General features: G+C 54.1%; 15 protein-coding genes and 1 pseudogene. All 16 read left to right on the plus strand.

The genetic code is table 11. From position 1 onward, the window contains the following. Positions 1 to 221 precede the first annotated feature (221 nt). The 16 genes and pseudogenes from FHS18_RS30300 to FHS18_RS30375 all read left to right on the plus strand — a co-directional run bounded on the left by FHS18_RS30300 (position 222) and on the right by FHS18_RS30375 (position 17344). Positions 222 to 1352, plus strand: coding sequence for a resuscitation-promoting factor (locus tag FHS18_RS30300; RefSeq protein WP_409348589.1), 1131 nt, complete (start codon positions 222 to 224; stop codon positions 1350 to 1352). Positions 1353 to 1471: 119 nt separating this feature from the next. Then, entirely contained in the window at positions 1472 to 2041 is a 570-nt protein-coding gene (gene rnmV / locus FHS18_RS30305) for a ribonuclease M5 (RefSeq protein ID WP_183604147.1), read from the plus strand. Further along, positions 2038 to 2916: a 16S rRNA (adenine(1518)-N(6)/adenine(1519)-N(6))-dimethyltransferase RsmA gene (gene rsmA, locus FHS18_RS30310; protein ID WP_183604148.1), complete on the plus strand. Its 879-nt coding sequence runs from the start codon at positions 2038 to 2040 to the stop codon at positions 2914 to 2916. The genes rnmV and rsmA overlap by 4 nt, the downstream gene beginning before the upstream one ends. 515 nt (positions 2917 to 3431) lie before the next feature. Then, positions 3432 to 4316: a sporulation peptidase YabG gene (gene yabG / locus FHS18_RS30315; protein WP_183604149.1), complete on the plus strand. Its 885-nt coding sequence runs from the start codon at positions 3432 to 3434 to the stop codon at positions 4314 to 4316. 150 nt (positions 4317 to 4466) lie between these two features. Next, positions 4467 to 4739 carry a biofilm formation stimulator Veg gene (gene veg, locus FHS18_RS30320; protein ID WP_183604150.1) on the plus strand — a complete coding sequence of 91 codons (273 nt, stop codon included), beginning with the start codon at positions 4467 to 4469 and terminating at the stop codon, positions 4737 to 4739. 201 nt (positions 4740 to 4940) lie between these two features. Beyond that, a pseudogene (locus FHS18_RS30325) lies at positions 4941 to 5114 on the plus strand (small, acid-soluble spore protein, alpha/beta type); the annotation flags it as partial. 546 nt (positions 5115 to 5660) lie between these two features. Continuing rightward, positions 5661 to 6515 (plus strand): 4-(cytidine 5'-diphospho)-2-C-methyl-D-erythritol kinase, encoded by an 855-nt coding sequence (ispE, locus tag FHS18_RS30330; RefSeq protein WP_183604151.1) that lies wholly within the window; start codon positions 5661 to 5663, stop codon positions 6513 to 6515. 83 nt (positions 6516 to 6598) lie between these two features. Beyond that, a complete protein-coding gene (gene purR, locus FHS18_RS30335) occupies positions 6599 to 7435 on the plus strand; it encodes a pur operon repressor (protein WP_183604152.1) in 837 nt (278 codons plus the stop codon). Positions 7436 to 7584: 149 nt separating this feature from the next. After that, positions 7585 to 7980, plus strand: a complete 396-nt coding sequence (locus tag FHS18_RS30340; protein ID WP_183604153.1) for a Rid family detoxifying hydrolase — start codon at positions 7585 to 7587, stop codon at positions 7978 to 7980. 129 nt (positions 7981 to 8109) lie between these two features. Beyond that, positions 8110 to 8394: a septation regulator SpoVG gene (spoVG, locus tag FHS18_RS30345; RefSeq protein WP_018759486.1), complete on the plus strand. Its 285-nt coding sequence runs from the start codon at positions 8110 to 8112 to the stop codon at positions 8392 to 8394. A 254-nt stretch (positions 8395 to 8648) separates the two neighbouring features. Then, the gene (gene glmU, locus FHS18_RS30350) at positions 8649 to 10043 is read left to right on the plus strand and encodes a bifunctional UDP-N-acetylglucosamine diphosphorylase/glucosamine-1-phosphate N-acetyltransferase GlmU (protein WP_343060749.1); all 1395 of its coding nucleotides are present in this window, start codon (positions 8649 to 8651) and stop codon (positions 10041 to 10043) included. 323 nt (positions 10044 to 10366) lie between these two features. Continuing rightward, positions 10367 to 11020 carry a 50S ribosomal protein L25/general stress protein Ctc gene (locus tag FHS18_RS30355; RefSeq protein WP_183604154.1) on the plus strand — a complete coding sequence of 218 codons (654 nt, stop codon included), beginning with the start codon at positions 10367 to 10369 and terminating at the stop codon, positions 11018 to 11020. Positions 11021 to 11536: 516 nt separating this feature from the next. Next, entirely contained in the window at positions 11537 to 12097 is a 561-nt protein-coding gene (gene pth / locus FHS18_RS30360) for an aminoacyl-tRNA hydrolase (RefSeq protein ID WP_183604155.1), read from the plus strand. A gap of 55 nt (positions 12098 to 12152) precedes the next feature. Then, a complete protein-coding gene (gene fin, locus FHS18_RS30365) occupies positions 12153 to 12383 on the plus strand; it encodes an anti-sigma-F factor Fin (RefSeq protein ID WP_183604156.1) in 231 nt (76 codons plus the stop codon). Between the two features lie 268 nt (positions 12384 to 12651). After that, a complete protein-coding gene (mfd, locus tag FHS18_RS30370; RefSeq protein ID WP_183604157.1) occupies positions 12652 to 16176 on the plus strand; it encodes a transcription-repair coupling factor in 3525 nt (1174 codons plus the stop codon). Next, the gene (locus tag FHS18_RS30375) at positions 16163 to 17344 is read left to right on the plus strand and encodes a peptidylprolyl isomerase (RefSeq protein ID WP_183604158.1); all 1182 of its coding nucleotides are present in this window, start codon (positions 16163 to 16165) and stop codon (positions 17342 to 17344) included. Before mfd ends, FHS18_RS30375 begins: the two co-directional genes overlap by 14 nt. Positions 17345 to 17370: the final 26 nt, after the last annotated feature.

A 17370-nucleotide genomic window follows, 5' to 3' on the forward strand; every position in this document is an offset into this window, starting at 1 on the left:
TTCGGGGGAATGAAACGCTGCTGCTCCGACATTGGAGATCCCGGCAGCCATGTTCATTTTGAATAATGCGTAAAGTGGCGACATAGTGTGATTGATGGAGGGGGTATGGGTGGAGTATTTGGGAGAGCGCGTGCGTTTGCACGTGAAATCTAATAGTCGACGCGTCTAAATCTATTTCATGCGTAACAGGGCGGCGGGGCTATGTAAGGAGGACCGAAGAAGTGGGCATAATCCAAGTAAAGGAAACCCATGGGAAACGATCATCCAGCATGTCTTTCGCATTGCGATGGAAGCATGAGAACGTGCGTTTAATTGTACTAAGCGCTATGATCTCAATCGCTATGACTTTCATGTTTCTGGTGTTGTTGTACGGAACGGCTGACAAGCGCGTCTCCGTAGTGTTGAATGGACAAGAAACCGTCGTTAAGACGGATCAATGGGTCCTGCAACGCCTACTGGATGAACAAGCCATTACAGTTGGTCCCTATGATGAGGTGTCTCTACCTCTGACTGGCGGGATCAAAGATGGTGACCGAATTGTTATTAATCAAGCAATTCCGCTCACGGTAAAGGCTGACGGCAATGTAAGAACGGTGTACACGACAGAAAGAACGGTACAGGGAGCGATCGATCAGGCTAATATATCGATCCGCAGTCAAGACAAAGTAATACCTGCGGTGGATACCGTGCTTACGCCTAATATGAAAGTAACCGTTGTTCGGATCGATAAGCACTATATGCAGAGCGAACAGAAGGTGCCTTACACCACCGTGAAGAAGAACGATCCGAGCTTGGAGCAAGGCAAGCAGCAGACGGTTCAGAGCGGTCAGGAAGGGCTTGTCGTAAGTAAGTTTGAGAAAGTGTACGCCGACGGGCAGCTCGTTTCGAAGACGCTCGTGTCCAAGCTAACGCAGACCCAAGCCGTCAACCAAGTGGTTGCCGTAGGTACGAAAGCCGTCGTGAAGGCGGAAGACGTTACAACGGCTTCGTTGACGAAGCGTGGTGTGTCGTTCAAGGCTAAGAAAATTTTGAAAAATGTGACATTAACCGCTTACTCAGCAGGTGTCGCTTCCACAGGCAAGAGTGAGTCACATCCTCAATATGGTATTACCGCATCTGGCGCTCGCGTAACCGAAGGTCGAACGATTGCCGTCGATCCGGACGTGATTCCGATTGGCTGGTGGGTGTATATCGAGGGTATAGGCTTCCGACGTGCTGAGGATACGGGTAGTGCGATTAAGGGCAGCAAGATCGACGTGTATTATGAGAGCGAAGATTACGCCCAGAAGTTCGGCCGTAAGAAGGGCTACACCGTCTACGTCGTGGGGCCGAAAAAGCCTGAAGCGATCTAGCGGGCTGCAGGCATCTGTAATTCCATGTTATCGTAATTTCTAAGTATTTATGCCATGATAAGAAGAGGCGATGCCTCTTCTTTTTGTACGTTTGTCCCGAAAGGATGTAAGGGAAGTCCATGATGAAAGAAATCATTGTCGTCGAAGGCAAAGCGGACACCGTCGCCATTAAACGCGCGGTCGAGGCAGAGACGATCGAGACAGGCGGGTCGGCGATCGGCGAAGCGGTCTTGAAACGGGTGGAGCTTGCGATGGAGCGTCGAGGCGTCATTATCTTCACCGATCCTGACCATGCGGGGGAGCGGATTCGCAAAATCGTCGCGCAGCGCGTGCCAGGCTGCAAGCATGCGTTCCTGCCCCAGGTGGAGGCGCTCTATAAGGGCGATATCGGCGTGGAGAACGCCAAACCGGAAGCAATCCGCAGAGCGCTTGCAAGCGTGCGTTCGGAGGTTGTGGAAGGACAGGCTGCGGAAGAGCCGGAGATCAGCTGGGACGATCTGATGCGGGCTGGATTGCTCGTCCACTCGGATGCGTCGAATCGGCGTCTCTTGATGGGCAATTTGCTCGGGATTGGGTATGCCAACGGCAAGCAGTTTTTCAAACGCTGCTCGATGTTCCGCATTACGCGTGAGGAATTTGAACAGGCGCTCGCACAGATGGAGCGGGAAATCGGAGGAAGCGGGCAATGAGCATGAATATCGATGTCGCTACGCCGAAGCGGACGCGCGACATTATTAATAAATATGGCTTCTCGTTCAAGAAAAGCCTCGGACAGAACTTCTTGATCGATCAAAACATACTGCGGAAGATCGTATCCGCCGCAGAGCTAGATGAGACGAAGGGAGCGCTCGAAATCGGTCCGGGGATCGGTGCGCTTACCCAGCAGCTCGCCCAGACTGCCGCGCGCGTGACAGCTGTCGAGATCGACGATCGTCTGATCCCGATCCTCAGCGATATTTTTGCCGATACGAAGAATATCCACGTGGAGCATGGTGACGTGCTTAAGCTCGATTTGAAGGCACTCATGGAGCGTCAATTCGCAGGCTTAAGCGGCGTAAGCGTCGTCGCCAACCTGCCTTATTACGTGACGACCCCGATCCTGATGAAGCTGCTCGAGGAGAAGCTGCCGCTCGAGCATATCGTGGTCATGATCCAGAAGGAAGTCGCAGAGCGGATGGCGGCGAAGCCGGGAGGCAAGGAATACGGCAGTCTGAGCGTGGCCGTGCAGTACTACTGCGAGACCGAGTTGGTCTGTATCGTGCCTCATACCGTATTCATTCCGCAGCCGAACGTCGATTCTGCGGTCATCAAGCTGTCGGTTCGCAAGCAGCCACCAGTTGATGTAGAGGACGAGGATCACTACTTCCGTACGGTTCAGGCGTGCTTCGCCCAGCGGCGCAAGACGATCGCGAACAACCTGACCGCATACGTCGGCAAAGCGAACCGCGACCAGCTCGCCCCGCTGCTCGAGAAGATCGGCATCGATCCTTCGCGCCGCGGCGAGACGCTGTCGTTGCAAGAATTCGCGAACTTAAGCAAAGCGCTCATCGCAGCAGGCTTCTAAGTTAAACCGTGCCAATGGCACGGTTTTTTATTTTGCCTCGGGTTGCTAAGAAAGTCGAAAAATGAAGAAAAAAGTTCCACGTGGAACGTTTAACGAGGTTAATTACCGACAATTGTCGGCTGAGAGTAAGCTGGGTGGTTTGGCAGAAGAACGTGAAGTTCAGAGGAATTGTGGAAAACAAAGGCGGATGATCTAGGAGGAATGATAAGTAAAGCGTGTCCACGAAGTGGACGACAAGCGAGGGTCAGCACTTAAGCCGCTAACGCGTCGATGCACCAAGTTTACTCTGAGGGCGGCGGAGGGCGGCGGAGGGGGAAGGGGCGAGGGGAAAGGAGGTTGTTCAGAGGGCGCGAGGGAAAATGCGGGTCCAGAAGGTCGCATCTCTGGCCTCTTGCATGAGAGGATATAAAAACGGGGTACAAGGGGCAGCGCCCCAAACCGCCCCTATTTGGGCCCTTACCAAGGGCACCAATCGCCCGCCCGCCCCATAGGATAGACGAAGAGGTGATTTGCCCATGAAGCAGGGGGACCTGGTCGTCCGCAAATCGTATGGCGGGGATGTCCTTTTTCGCATCGCATTTATGAATCAGCAAGCGGCTACGCTCAAAGGCACGGACTACCGACTGTTGGCGGATTCGCCGATCAGCGACTTATCGGTGGTGCGCAACCCGGAGTATACGGGGGCGGCCAGGCTAGCTCGGATCAAGGAGCACGAATCGCTGCGCCGCATGCGCGAGCAGCGGGAACAGCAGGCGGTGAAAGGGGAAGAAGAGCTGCGGCGGACGTTCAATCAGAGCCAACAGCCTTTTTTTGAGATGCCGGGCAAAGTCCTGCATCTGGACGGGGACGCAAACTATTTGAAGAAAAGCATGCAGCTGTATTCGCAGATGCGGGTACCGGCGCACGGAGTCTATGCCCACGAGTCGCAGATGGCGGATACGGTGTATCGGTTGTTGCCGCAGCTCAAACCGGATATTGTGGTCATAACCGGTCATGACGGCGTGCTCAAGAGCAGGGAGAGCAATGATCTGTATAGCTTGGCGAGCTATAAGAACTCGAAGAACTTTGTCGACGCCGTCCAAATCGCACGGAACTATGAGAAAAGCCGGGATGGGCTGATCGTCGTAGCCGGTGCCTGCCAGTCCCATTTTGAAGCGCTGTTGTACGCAGGGGCAAACTTCGCCAGCTCACCTGGCCGCGTGCTCATCCATGCGCTGGATCCGGTTTACGTCGCGATCAAGGCCAGCTTTACCCCGATTCGGGAGACCATTAATCTCTCCGATGTGATCCAAGGGACCATCAGCGGCTTCGATGGCGTAGGCGGAATCGAGACGATCGGGAAGTACCGAGTGGGGTTGCCGAAGCCAAAAACGTTGACCGGCGTGAAGCCAACTGTTTAATATGCCGCTCCGTTTCTCAAATATGCATAAAAAATTATAAAATCACAATAATTTTATTGACAGTTTATTGAGTTCGCTGTTATAATATAAAATTTTGACAAGCCACCTCCCTTGCGCTATAATGGACAAGGAAAGAGGTGGTAGTGGACAATGGCAAAAAATGCGCTGTTGGAGATCAAACGCAGTTTGGAGGCCCATGTGGGTGCCAAGATTCGGCTTCGAGCTAACGGTGGTCGCCGAAAGACCATCGAACGTACCGGTGTGTTGGAAGAGATCTACCCTTCTGTATTCATAGTGAAACTGGACCAGGAGTCGCATGCATTCAAGCGTGTCTCCTATAGCTACGCGGATATTTTGACCGAATCGGTGGAGGTAACCGTAGACAGTGATGATGGCCAGGTTCGCATTACCTATCTGCAATAACTTCTTTCAAATAGCACACCATCAGAACGCGCCGGCTTCAAGCCGCTTGAAGGTCTCCCGTTAGTGGAAGCCGCTTCAGGGGGCTTGAAGCAGGAGGCGTTCTTTTTTTTGCCAAGTTCATGCAGCGGTGCTTTGCGCGTAGACCGTCCCCCTTTCACGCATACTAGCCGTAACTACGGTATAAGAGGAGGCGCGAAGGCGATGAGCCGAAGACGCAGAAGCACGATGAGTGAGCAGCTGAAATACGAGCTGGCCAAGGATTTAGGATTCTACGATACGGTGCAAAAGGAAGGCTGGGGCAGCATTAAAGCCAAGGATGCCGGAAACATGGTGAAGCGGGCGATTCAGTTGGCCGAGCAGGCCGCCGCCAAGCAATACCAGGAGGCGAATACGTCACAGCAGGTGCAGCAGGCGGAACAGTACGCCACGGCGAGAAATGCGCGCCAGCAGACCCAACAGCAGCAACCCGAGCAGCAGACAATATCGCAGACGGCTTCTTATATGCAGCAAACGGGCGCCACGCTGGCCCAGACGCAGACCTTCCATCAACAGGCGCCGATTGGACAGCAGGGGCAAGCTCAGACGTCGCCCTACACCTCTGAGCAGCCGTACATCGCCCGCTCGCAGCGCCCGTTAGAACAGAGCCAATCCCAGCAGCCGTTTAATGCGGCCGCTTATGCCGTGCCATCCAACACGGAAGCACAGAACAGCCAAAGCCCGATGTACCGCAATTAACGCCCGCAAGCTAAGACGTGAAGACGTCCTAATGGCCGTCTTTTAAGCTCGCAAGAGGACCGCAATCATTGTGGATCCCCCTTTGCGAACTAACGTCTTAGCTTTTCTTTTTGCCTTTTGCTAAAATAGAGATTATTGCCTATCGAAGGCGGATGCGAATCGTAGATGAGCGGGTGACAATGGACGATGAAAATTTATGAGAAAGCCCCGGCCAAAATCAATTTGCTGCTGGACGTGCTCCGCAAGCGCGAGGATGGCTTCCATGAAGTAGAGATGATTATGACGATGGTGGATTTGGCCGATCGTCTCGAGATGGAGGAGCTGCCGCGGGACAGCATTATGATCTCCTCGCAGGCGGGTTACATCCCTCTTGACGAGAAGAACCTGGCGTTCCAGGCGGCCAAGCTGATTAAGGACCGGTATGATGTGCGCAAGGGCGTGTACATCCACCTGGATAAGAAAATTCCGGTAGCCGCAGGTCTTGCAGGCGGCAGCAGCGATGCGGCAGCGACGCTGCGGGGGTTGAACCGGCTGTGGGGGCTTAATATCCCGCAGGACGAGCTGTGCAAGCTCGGGGCAGAGCTGGGCTCGGATGTCCCATTCTGCGTCACAGGAGGGACGGCGCTTGCGACGGGACGCGGCGAGAGGCTCGAGCGGATCGACAACCCGCCGCAGTGCTGGGTGGTGCTGGCCAAGCCGCCGATCAATGTATCGACCGCCGATGTGTACGGCCGGTTCCGCGTATCGGATATCAAGGAGCATCCTTCGACCGCAGCGATGCTGGGCGCAATTAGCCGCGGATCGTTCTCCGATATTTGCGGCAATCTCGGCAATGTGTTGGAGAGCGTAACGCTCGGCCTCTATCCGGAGGTGCTGCAGTTGAAGGAAAGCATGGAACGCCTGGGAGCGGACGGCGTGCTCATGTCCGGAAGCGGCCCAACCGTTTTTGGCTTGGTTAGCAAGGAAGCGAAGGTTTCCCGGATCTATAATGGGCTGCGCGGATTCTGCAAAGAAGTGTATGTGGTAAGAATGCTAACATGAACCGGACGTTCTTCTTGATTAAATCCGTATAAAAATGGTATATTGTCTTTATATTATTCGGATTTAGCTGGGGGAGGATAGCTGTGAAGAAATTAAAACGAAGTGCTAGGCTTGTGGAGATGACACAATATCTGCTCAATCGCCCCCATACGTTAATTTCGTTGACAGCCTTTGCCGACCGCTATCAATCTGCCAAGTCGTCCATCAGTGAAGACCTCGCGATTATTAAAGAGGTGTTCGAAGAAGAGGGCTTAGGCGAACTGCATACGTTGGCAGGAGCAGCGGGCGGAGTAAAATATACGCCAAAAATGAACGTCGATGAAGCGAAAAAGATTATGGAAAGCGTATGCCGCCAGCTGGAGCAGCCGGAGAGGGTGCTTCCGGGCGGATATTTGTATATGACCGATATGCTGGGCCAGCCTGGCCTGCTCGCGGATATCGGCCGTATGTTCGCGACTGCATTCGCGTCCAAGGATATCGATGTCATTATGACGGTAGAGACCAAGGGCATTCCGCTCGCTTACGCAACCGCTGCATGCATGAATTTGCCGGTGGTGATCGTACGGCGGGATAACAAGGTAACGGAAGGTTCGGCCGTGAGCATTAACTATGTGTCGGGCTCGAACAAACGGATTCAGACGATGTCGCTGGCCAGACGCGCGCTCAAGGAGCAATCCCGCGTGCTGATCATTGACGACTTCATGAAGGCCGGCGGGACGATTCAAGGCATGATGGATCTGTTGCATGAATTTAATGCTCATGTGGCTGGGGTTGGCGTATTCGTCGAGTCCGGTGAACTGGAGAGCGAAGATCGCCTGTTTGAGGATTACGTCTCGCTTGCGAAGCTAACGGCGGTCGATCTGAAGACGAAGCAGACGACGATCGTGCTGGGCAATTTTTTTGACAACCCGCAGACGTAATCGATAACAGACAGAAGGAAGACGCGCGGGAGTGAAGCGCGTCTTTTTTGTATGCAATGTGAAGGTGAAGGTCGTGTTACCTTTGCCTAAACTTGTCAGAAGAATGTAAGATAAGAGAAGAAGACGAAACCTTGAAGGAGGCAATACCCGTGTCCAAACAGCAACCGCAATCTGTAGCAACCGAACAAGCACCGGCAGCAATCGGCCCTTATTCCCAAGCGATGAAGCTTGGCAATCTGCTCTTCACCTCCGGCCAAATCCCGCTCACGCCAGCAGGCGAATTAGTGGAAGGCGGCGTAGAGGAGCAGACCCATCAAGTGTTCCGAAACCTTGAAGCGGTGCTGGCGGCAGCAGGCGCGACGTTCGCCGACGTCGTCAAAGCGACGGTATTCATTAAGGATATGAACCAGTTCGCAGCGATCAACGCGATCTATGCTTCGTACTTCGGCGACCATAAACCGGCACGTTCGACGGTAGAGGTAGCAAGGCTGCCGAAGGACGTACTTGTCGAAATCGAACTAATCGCATCGATTAGCGTCGAATAGAATCGAAAAAGTTTTGAATAGAAAAAATATTTATAAAATAGCCGTTAAATTTCCAAAATCATGAAGGATTTTGAAAGGCTGCGTGGAAATATACAGCAAGTCTTTGAAAGGCAAAGGTGGTGAACACATATGCAAATTACCGATGTCAGACTCCGCCGTGTAAATTCCGAAGGTCGCATGAAAGCCATCGCGTCCATCACCATTGACAATGAATTTGTCGTTCACGATATTCGAGTGATCGATGGCAACAATGGTATGTTCGTGGCTATGCCGAGCAAGCGGACTCCGGATGGAGAATTCCGCGATATCGCGCATCCGATCTCTTCGACTACCCGTGAGAAGATTCAAGCGGCCGTGCTCGCAGAATACGAGCGCGCAGCAACGGAAGAAGAAGTGATTGAAGAAGGAGCGTAAGTCATGTAAGTGGGGTTTTACGCAGCAGGGTCCGTCATCCTTCACCGGAAGAGCACTTTGCCTGCAGATTTGCGTCTGATCATAGGGCGCATTCATCGCCCTTCATAATCTTTCGCGGGATCAGAGAGCCATGTACTGGCTCTCTTTTCTTTTGGGTAGGAATAAGCTATATTCAGTAGAGCGTTGTATTGACTGCGGAAGAATCGTTCGACTTATAGCGAATTATTCCTATTGTTTCAGGAGGGATCCCAATCGTGAAAGTGATGGCAATCGTGCTTGCGGCTGGACAGGGCAAGCGGATGAAATCCAAATTGTATAAAGTACTTCATCCCGTATGCGGCAAACCTATGGTAGGCCATGTGCTGCAGACGGTCAAAGAAGCGGCGTGCGAGCGTACCGTCGTCGTTGTCGGCCATGGTGCCGAAGCTGTGCAAGCCTATGTAGGCAATGGCGCGGAATTCGTGCTGCAAGCGCAGCAGCTGGGCACCGGGCATGCGGTCCGACAGGCAGAGTCGCTGCTGGTAGAAGAGGAAGGCACGACCGTAATTCTGTACGGTGACACTCCATTGGTGACGAGCGGTACGATAAAGGCATTGCTCGAGCTTCATACGGCCAAAGGAGCGGCGGCCACGGTATTGACGGCCGTAGTGCCGAATCCGCAGGGCCTCGGCCGTATTGTGCGGGGCGAAGACGGCCGCGTGCAGCGTATCGTCGAGCAGAAGGACTGCTCGCCGGAGCAAGCGCAGATTACCGAGATTAACACCGGCATGTACTGCTTCGATAATAAGAAGCTGTTCGAGGCGCTGAAGCTCGTGAAGAACGAGAACGCGCAGGGCGAGTATTACCTGACCGACGTGCTCGAGATTCTGAAGAATGGCGGCGAGATTGTCGAGGCGTTCATCGCGCCGGATTTCGCGGAAGGCGTAGGCGTTAATGACCGCGTCGGCCTAGGCGAAGCCGAGCAGCTGATGCGCGCGCGGATCAACCGCCAGCACCAGATTAACGGGGTCACGATCATCGATCCGGCGAACACTTATATTGAAGCGGACGTCACGATCGGCTCGGATACTGTCATTTATCCGGGCAGTATCCTGCGCGGAAGCACCGACATCGGCGAGGACTGCATCATCGGTCCTGGCGCGGATCTGACGAACGCGATCGTGGCGAGCGGCGCAGAAGTGAAGCACTCGGTGATTGCGGACTCTTCGGTCGGCGAGAGCACGTCTGTCGGACCATTCGCGTACGTTCGTCCGGGCTCGAAGATCGGCGCGAACTGTAAGATCGGCGATTTCGTCGAGCTTAAGAATGCCGAGCTTGGCGACGGATCCAAGGTGTCCCATCTGGCTTACGTAGGCGATGCCAAAGTAGGCAAAGACGTGAATATCGGCTGCGGCGCGATTACGGTCAACTACGACGGCTTCAACAAGTCGCTCACGGAGATCGGCGACAATGCCTTCGTCGGCAGCAACGTCAACCTGATTGCGCCGGTCAAAATCGGCGATGGCGCTTATGTCGTCGCAGGTTCGACCATTACGCATGACGTGCCGTCCAATGACGTGGCGATCGCTCGCGAGCGCCAAGTGAATAAACCGGGATATGCGGAGAAGCTTCGCGGCCGGGCCAAAGCGAAAAAAGAAAAGAAAGGCTAATCGCGCTTGCGCCAAGCTTCGGCTTGGCGCTTCACTCAAGCGAATGAGCGCCTTAACGATACAAGCAGGCGGATGGAATGCCTCGTCGATGACGGGAGCGGGCCATCCGCCTTTTTTGCGCTTAGCTGAGGCGATCCGAGTCGCCGGATCCGGTGAAGTTTGGTTATTTTTGCGCCAAGATGGGTATGAATATATGGAAATCACTTGTTACTTACGTGAGATGGACAACCCGCCCGAGTTAAGCATCTTAAAGGCGATAAGCCAGCAGTCAGCAGGTTATGAAGCAATCACGTTCAGCTGAACACTTTAGGAGGTTTTCGATTATGGCCATTCCATTCAAAGCGCAAGAGCGAACACTGGGTACAAGCGGTTCCCTGAAACAAATGCGGAAGAGAGGCTACATTCCGGGTATTGTCTATGGCAAGAAGCTAAGCGGTCCGGTTAGCATCGCCGTAGACGAGAAGGAGCTGCAGCAGCTGCTGCGCGGCAATCGCCACGCGCTGCTCGAGCTTGAGCTGGGCGGAAGCGGCAAGCAGCCGGTCATGCTGACCGATATCCAACGCGATCCGCTGTCGCGCCAGGTGCTGCATGTCGATTTCCATCAGGTGAATATGAATGAAGAGATCCGTACGCAGGTTCGTCTGGAGATGATCGGCGATTCGGAAGGCGTACGCGAAGGCGGCATTCTGCAGGCGATGATCCACGAGCTCGAAATCCATTGTCTGCCGACCGAGATTCCGGATGTGATCGAGATCGACGTGTCCCAGCTGCAGATCGGCCAGAACTTGCTCGTTTACGATCTTAAGCTGCCGCAGGGCGTAACGACCAAGCTCGATGCAGAGCAGGTCGTAGTGACGATTTTGGCCCCGCAGAAGGAGCTTTCCGCGGAGGAAGCCGAAGAAGCGGCGATCGAGCAGCATGAGGCGGATGACCGTGCGAAGGAAGCCAATATGGAGGATGTACATACATCTGTCTAAGGGAATAGAAGCTAGGGCTGAAATACAACAAGGGCTGCGGATTAGCGCAGCCCTTGTTTTGTCGTTCGGGAAGATAACGATAAAGCGTCTATGCAGGCCGAGGGCGCAAGTTAATACCCCGGACGAGAGACAAAGGTAAATTGCCTACGATTGTAGAACACATTATTAACCTTAACGAAGACATGGGAGTAGTGTTCGACGAATCCGATGTCGCTGTGCTCCTTGCCGCAATAAATTTGAACAGGCACATGATGATCGTGATGATCTTGGAACTGAAGATCATGTACAATAAGTTGACCATTGTGATACATTAGCAAGCCGCTCCTTTACTTGATTTTCTTATGTAGGGCAACGTAAGCTGTATCTATACTATGATGACAATTTAGCAGGCCCAATCGTTGCATCGCATTACAAAAAAGTTTAAAACATTACAAATGAATTACATAAATTTCCTTACACTCCAGAGAGTTCAAATCAGTGAGTGGCAAGGTTGAAAATATGGGAGTGATAAGCAGCATGAAATGGATTGTCGGACTAGGCAACCCGGGGACAACCTACGCGGGTACCCGCCATAATGTCGGTTTCATGGCCGTCGATTTATTCGCGAAGCGCCACAATATCAGCGTCACGCAGAGCAAGTGCAAGGCGCTGGTCGGGGAAGGGAATGTCGGGGGCGAGAAGGTCGTATTGATCAAACCGATGACTTACATGAACCTATCAGGCGAATCCGTGCGCGGCTATATGGACTACTACAAGGCTAGCCTTGAAGATCTGATCGTCGTGTATGACGACCTCGACACCGAGGTAGGCAGAATTCGACTCCGTTATCAAGGGAGTGCCGGAGGGCATAACGGCATCAAGTCGATTATTGCGCATACCGGGACACAAACCTTCAATCGGGTCCGAATGGGCATTTCGCGTCCGCAGCCGGGTCGGAATATCGCGGATTACGTACTCGACAACTTCCCGAAGAGCGAGGCGGATAAGCTCGCGTCGATGATTGAGGAAACCTGCGATGCGCTTGAGTTCGCGCTTGCCAATCCCTTCGAGCGGACGATGGCCAAGTTTAACCGTTAGTTTTGGCGTTTTCCGGGCATACTGAGGGTATAACCCATCCTCAGGAGGCATAAATATGGCTGTGAACTACATTTGTCGTCATTGTAAATCGGCAATCGGGTCTATCGACAGCGCCCAAGTGTCGGAACTGCAGCTGGGCTTCCATTTCTTGACCCTTGAAGAGCGCAGCGATATAATAGCGTATAACCAAAACGGAGATGTGACCGTGAAGGTGGTTTGCGACTACTGCAAGGAAGCGCTGGATGCGAATCCGGAGCTGCTGCTGGTGGCGAATCCCCTGCAATAAGGGCTGCAAGGATGGACGAAGGATGCATAGGAGTCTTGGCATGAGGCCGAGGCTCCTTTTGTGAACCATTCTCGTAAGTCTTTAATTGCTGACGGCTCAGTGCCAAAGAGAGACTGCCGCATAAGGAATGAATGGCGCCCATTCGAAGGGATAGCGATCATTTCGCCTTACTGCTGCGGAAGCAAAATTTAGTTCGTTAATGCGTAAAAGCACTGATGCCATGCAAGATGATAGGCTTTTTGCGTCAATGAAACGGGGTGCCTGAGGGTTGAAACCATTAATTTCGGCTTATGCCGCAGATGCAGACTTTCAGTCGGTTGTATCTGGTATCAAAAAAGGGATGCGTGAGCAATTAATCTCTGGTCTAGCCGGATCATCGCGCCAAGTGATGATTGCGGCCCTTCAGCGTGAGCTGCAGCGGCCTTTGCTCGTCGTCACGCATAATATGTTCGCTGCTCAGAAGATTGCAGAGGATCTGGTAGAACTGTTGCCGCAAGGTGAAGTGCTGCTCTACCCGGCCAATGAGCTGGTCGCGGCCGAAGCGGCGATCTCCAGTCCCGAGACGCTGGCACAACGCATGGATGTCCTGATTCGCCTGTCCCAAGGGTACCGAGGCGTCGTTGTCGTGCCGTTCTCCGGCGTGCGCCGCTACTTGCCGCTGCCTGATGTGATGGCTGCTGCCCATGTCGAAGTGAAGGTCGGGCAGTCCCTTCCGATGGAAGCGTTTTTACGCCGTCTGGTGGAGCTTGGTTACGTCCGTGCGGACAAAGTCGAGAATAAGGGCGAGATGAGCGTCCGCGGCGGTATCGTCGATCTGTACCCGCTGACGTCGCCTCAGCCGTATCGCATCGAATGGTTCGATGACGAGATCGATTCCATTCGATCGTTCGATCCGACGGAGCAGCGCTCGCTCGATAAGCTGGACAGCTACGTTATTCCGCCTTGCCAGGAGATTCTGGCGGATGCGCCTCGGTTCGAGAACGCCGCGCAGCATGCGTCGGAGCTGCTGGAGCAGCAGCTGCAGAAGATGACCGACCGGACGGCCAAGGACCGGCTGCGCGCGGAAATCGGCGGTGAGCTCGACAAGCTGCGGGACCATACGTACTTCCCGGAGCTGTACAAATATGTTTCGCTGCTCTATCCGGAGCGCAAGACGCTGCTTGATTACGTGCCGAGCGATACGATCCTAATCTATGATGAGCCGACCAGGCTGATCGAGACCGGCCGTCAGCTGGAGCGGGACGAGGCGGAATGGGCGACCCACCTGCTGACGAACGGCAAGTCGCTGCCGGGGTTCGTGCTGGCGCGTCCGGCGGACGATGTGCTGTACCAACGCCCATACCCGACCTTGTTCTTGTCGCTCTTCCTGCGCCAGATCCCGCATACGCACCCGCAGAATATCATTAACGTGGTCAGCCGGGCGATGCAGAATTTCCATGGCCAGATGAACCTCTTGAAGACCGAGATGGAGCGCTGGCGCAAAGCCGGAGCGAGCGTCATGATGGTCGCCGGCAGCGAAGAACGCATGGACCGGATGCGCCGCGTGCTGCAGGATTATAACATTGAGCCGCCGCTCTTGATCGAGGGCACGCTGCAGGCGGGCTTCGAGCTGCCCGCCATTCATCTGATCGTCATTACCGAAGGCGAGATGTTCTCGCAGAAGCAGCGCAAGGCGCGCCGCATGGACAAGAAGATCGACAACGCCGAGCGGATCAAGAGCTACACCGAGCTGAAGATCGGCGATTACGTCGTTCACCAGAATCATGGTATCGGCAAGTACGTAGGCATCGGCACGCTCGAGATAGCCGGCATTCATAAGGACTACATTCATATTTTGTACGCGGGCGGCGATAAGCTGTCTGTTCCGATTGAGCAGATCGATCTTATTCAGAAATACGTCGGCAACGAGGATAAGGAACCGAAGGTATACAAGCTCGGCGGCACGGAATGGACGCGCGTGAAGAGCAAGGTCCAGTCGTCGGTCAAAGACATCGCCGACGATCTAGTGAAGCTATATGCGGAGCGGCAGGCGACGACAGGCTTCGCGTTCGGTCCGGACACGAGTTATCAGAACGAGTTCGAAACAATGTTCCCTTACGATGAGACGCGCGACCAGCTGCGCGCCATTGAAGAGATCAAGAAAGATATGATGACGCCTCGTCCGATGGACCGCCTGTTGTGCGGCGACGTGGGCTACGGCAAGACCGAGGTGGCGGTTCGCGCTGCGTTCAAGGCGGCGATCGAAGGCAAGCAGGTCGCGATACTGGTGCCGACGACGATTCTGGCGCAGCAGCACTACGAGACGTTCAAGGAACGGTTCTCCGAATTCCCGTTCAGCATCCAGGTACTCAGCCGTTTCCGCTCCCGCAAGGAGCAGAACGAGACGATGAAGGGAATCAAGGAGGGCACGGTGGACGTGGTGATCGGCACGCACCGCTTGCTCTCGCAGGATATTGTGTTCAAAGACCTCGGCCTCTTGATCATTGACGAGGAACAGCGTTTCGGCGTCACGCACAAAGAGAAGCTGAAGCGGCTGAAGACGAATGTGGACGTGTTGACGCTCACGGCGACGCCGATCCCGCGGACGCTCCATATGTCCATGCTCGGCGTGCGCGACCTGTCGGTCATCGAGACGCCGCCGGAGAACCGTTTCCCTGTGCAGACCTACGTGCTCGAATATAGCCCGGCGCTCGTACGCGAGTCGATTGAACGCGAGCTCGCACGCGGAGGCCAGGTGTACTACATGTTCAACCGCGTGCAGGGGATCTACCAGATGGCTGAGCAGATCAATATGCTCGTTCCGGATGCGAAGGTCGCCGTTGCCCACGGGCAGATGTCCGAGCAGGAGCTGGAGAAGACGATTCTCGACTTCCTCGACGGCGAATTCGACGTGCTGGTCAGCACAAGCATCATTGAGACAGGCGTAGACATTCCGAACGTGAACACGCTGATCGTCCATGATTCGGACAAGATGGGCTTGTCTCAGCTCTATCAACTGCGCGGCCGCGTCGGCCGTTCCAACCGGATTGCGTATGCGTATTTTACGTATCAGCGGGATAAGGTGCTCACGGAAGTGGCGGAGAAGCGTCTGCAGTCGATCAAGGAATTCACCGAGCTTGGATCGGGCTTCAAAATCGCGATGCGCGATCTCTCGATCCGGGGAGCGGGCAATTTGCTCGGTGCGGAACAGCATGGCTTTATCGCCTCGGTCGGCTTCGATCTGTATTCGCAGATGCTGTCCGATGAGATCGCCAAGCGCAAGGTTGGGCTAGAGGGCGAGAACGCGCCTGTGAAGGAAATCGTCACGCAGATCGACATCAGCATCGACGCCTACTTGCCCTCGGCTTATATTTACGATAGCATACAGAAGATAGAGATTTACAAGAAAGTGGCAGCAGTGCGTTCCGTTGAGGAAGCCGAGGATCTGCGCGAAGAGATGATCGACCGCTTCGGCGACCTGCCGCAAGCCGTCGATAATTTGCTCGCGGTCGCCCGCGTGAAGGCAATCGCCTCCGCCTGCGGCATTGAACAGATCAGCCAGAAGGGCGACGATCTCACGATTAAATTCGCAGAGCGGGAGAAGCAGCGCTTCGACAAGAAGAAAGTCGATTTGATCTGTTTCTCCTTCGAGAACCGGTTCATTCGGTCAACGGCCGATGAGCCGAATCCCCTTGTTCAGCTCCGGGGCAAGAGCCTTGTGATGGAGCAGAAGCTGGAGCTGTTGGAGCGTTTCTTGACGCAGTATAAGGACACCATTCAATCGAAAGGGGAACTACAAGATGTTGCGCATTAACTGGAAGAAGGGGACGCTTCTGGCCTTAACGGCTGTCCTCGTGCTCGTGCTGGCAGCAGGTTGCGGCAAGAAAGAGGAGACGAACACAGCGACAGAATCCCCTGGAGCAGGAACCGGGACTGTAATCGCCACCTATAAGGACGGCGATAAGACAGCCGAAGTGACCGAAGATGAATTCAACAAGTACACCGCGTTCTTCAGCATCGTCAATCCGCAGACGGCCTCTTACCTGCAGATTCCGCAGCTGAAGGAACAGTTCCTAAGAGAATACATCGGATACAAGATTCTGACGACGCGTCTGCCGGAACAGACGGACGAGCAGAAGAAAAAGTCCGAAGAACAAACGAACAGCTTCTATGATCAAGTGAAAACGGCCGCCGATTCGTCGGAAGATCTGAAGAAACAGCTCGACGACGCGAAGCTGACCGAGTCGGATATCAAGTATTTCTACAGCATGATCACCAACATCATGGACAACGAGCAAAGCAAAGTAACGGACGAAGCGGTACAGAAGCAATTCGAAGCTTCGAAGGATGACTATAATGTCGTTACGCTCCGCCATATCCTTGTCGCGACCAGCGATTCCTCGACGGGCGAAGAGCTCCGTACGGAAGAAGAGGCGCTTAAGCGCGCGCAAGAAGTGAAGAAAAAGCTGGATGCGGGCGGCGACTGGACAACGCTTGCCAAGGAATATTCGGACGATCCGGGCTCCAAGGATAACGGAGGTCTGTACGACGCGCAAGCTGTAGGCGGATATGTAACGGAGTTCAAGGACGCTGCGAATACGCAAGAGATTGGGAAGATCGGCGAACCGGTTAAAACAACGTATGGCTACCATGTCATTAAAGTGGAGAAGCGCGAAGCAACGACCTTTGACAAGCTGACGGATGACGAGAAAACGACGATCAAGCAGAATCTCGCTTCTGAGAGTCTGAATACGTTCATGTCGACAGAGCTGGAAGGCTTGATCACGAAGATCGACCTGCCAACCGATGAAACGGCCACAGAAGGTACAACTGAAGGCACGACCAACGGGACAACTGAAGGCGGCACGACCGAAGAAGGCACTACGAATACGGGAACGGAAGACACGAAGACGGATGAAGGCACGACCAATAGCGGTACAACCGATTCCGGCGCGTCCACAACCGAAGAAACAACAAAATAATCGCCTTGTGGCAGTAGGACGAGCCT

It is taken from the genome of Paenibacillus phyllosphaerae, from assembly GCF_014192105.1.
Classification (GTDB): Bacteria; Bacillota; Bacilli; order Paenibacillales; family Paenibacillaceae; genus Paenibacillus_Z; species Paenibacillus_Z phyllosphaerae.

Excerpts from the sequence above, each read along its gene's own strand:
- rnmV (WP_183604147.1), top strand. The coding sequence starts at position 1,472 with ATGATGAAAGAAATCATTGTCGTCGAAGGCAAAGCGGACACCGTCGCC.
- rsmA (WP_183604148.1), top strand. The coding sequence starts at position 2,038 with ATGAGCATGAATATCGATGTCGCTACGCCGAAGCGGACGCGCGACATT.
- yabG (WP_183604149.1), top strand. The coding sequence starts at position 3,432 with ATGAAGCAGGGGGACCTGGTCGTCCGCAAATCGTATGGCGGGGATGTC.
- veg (WP_183604150.1), top strand. The coding sequence starts at position 4,467 with ATGGCAAAAAATGCGCTGTTGGAGATCAAACGCAGTTTGGAGGCCCAT.
- ispE (WP_183604151.1), top strand. The coding sequence starts at position 5,661 with ATGAAAATTTATGAGAAAGCCCCGGCCAAAATCAATTTGCTGCTGGAC.
- spoVG (WP_018759486.1), top strand. The coding sequence starts at position 8,110 with ATGCAAATTACCGATGTCAGACTCCGCCGTGTAAATTCCGAAGGTCGC.
- FHS18_RS30355 (WP_183604154.1), top strand. The coding sequence starts at position 10,367 with ATGGCCATTCCATTCAAAGCGCAAGAGCGAACACTGGGTACAAGCGGT.
- pth (WP_183604155.1), top strand. The coding sequence starts at position 11,537 with ATGAAATGGATTGTCGGACTAGGCAACCCGGGGACAACCTACGCGGGT.
- fin (WP_183604156.1), top strand. The coding sequence starts at position 12,153 with ATGGCTGTGAACTACATTTGTCGTCATTGTAAATCGGCAATCGGGTCT.
- FHS18_RS30375 (WP_183604158.1), top strand. The coding sequence starts at position 16,163 with ATGTTGCGCATTAACTGGAAGAAGGGGACGCTTCTGGCCTTAACGGCT.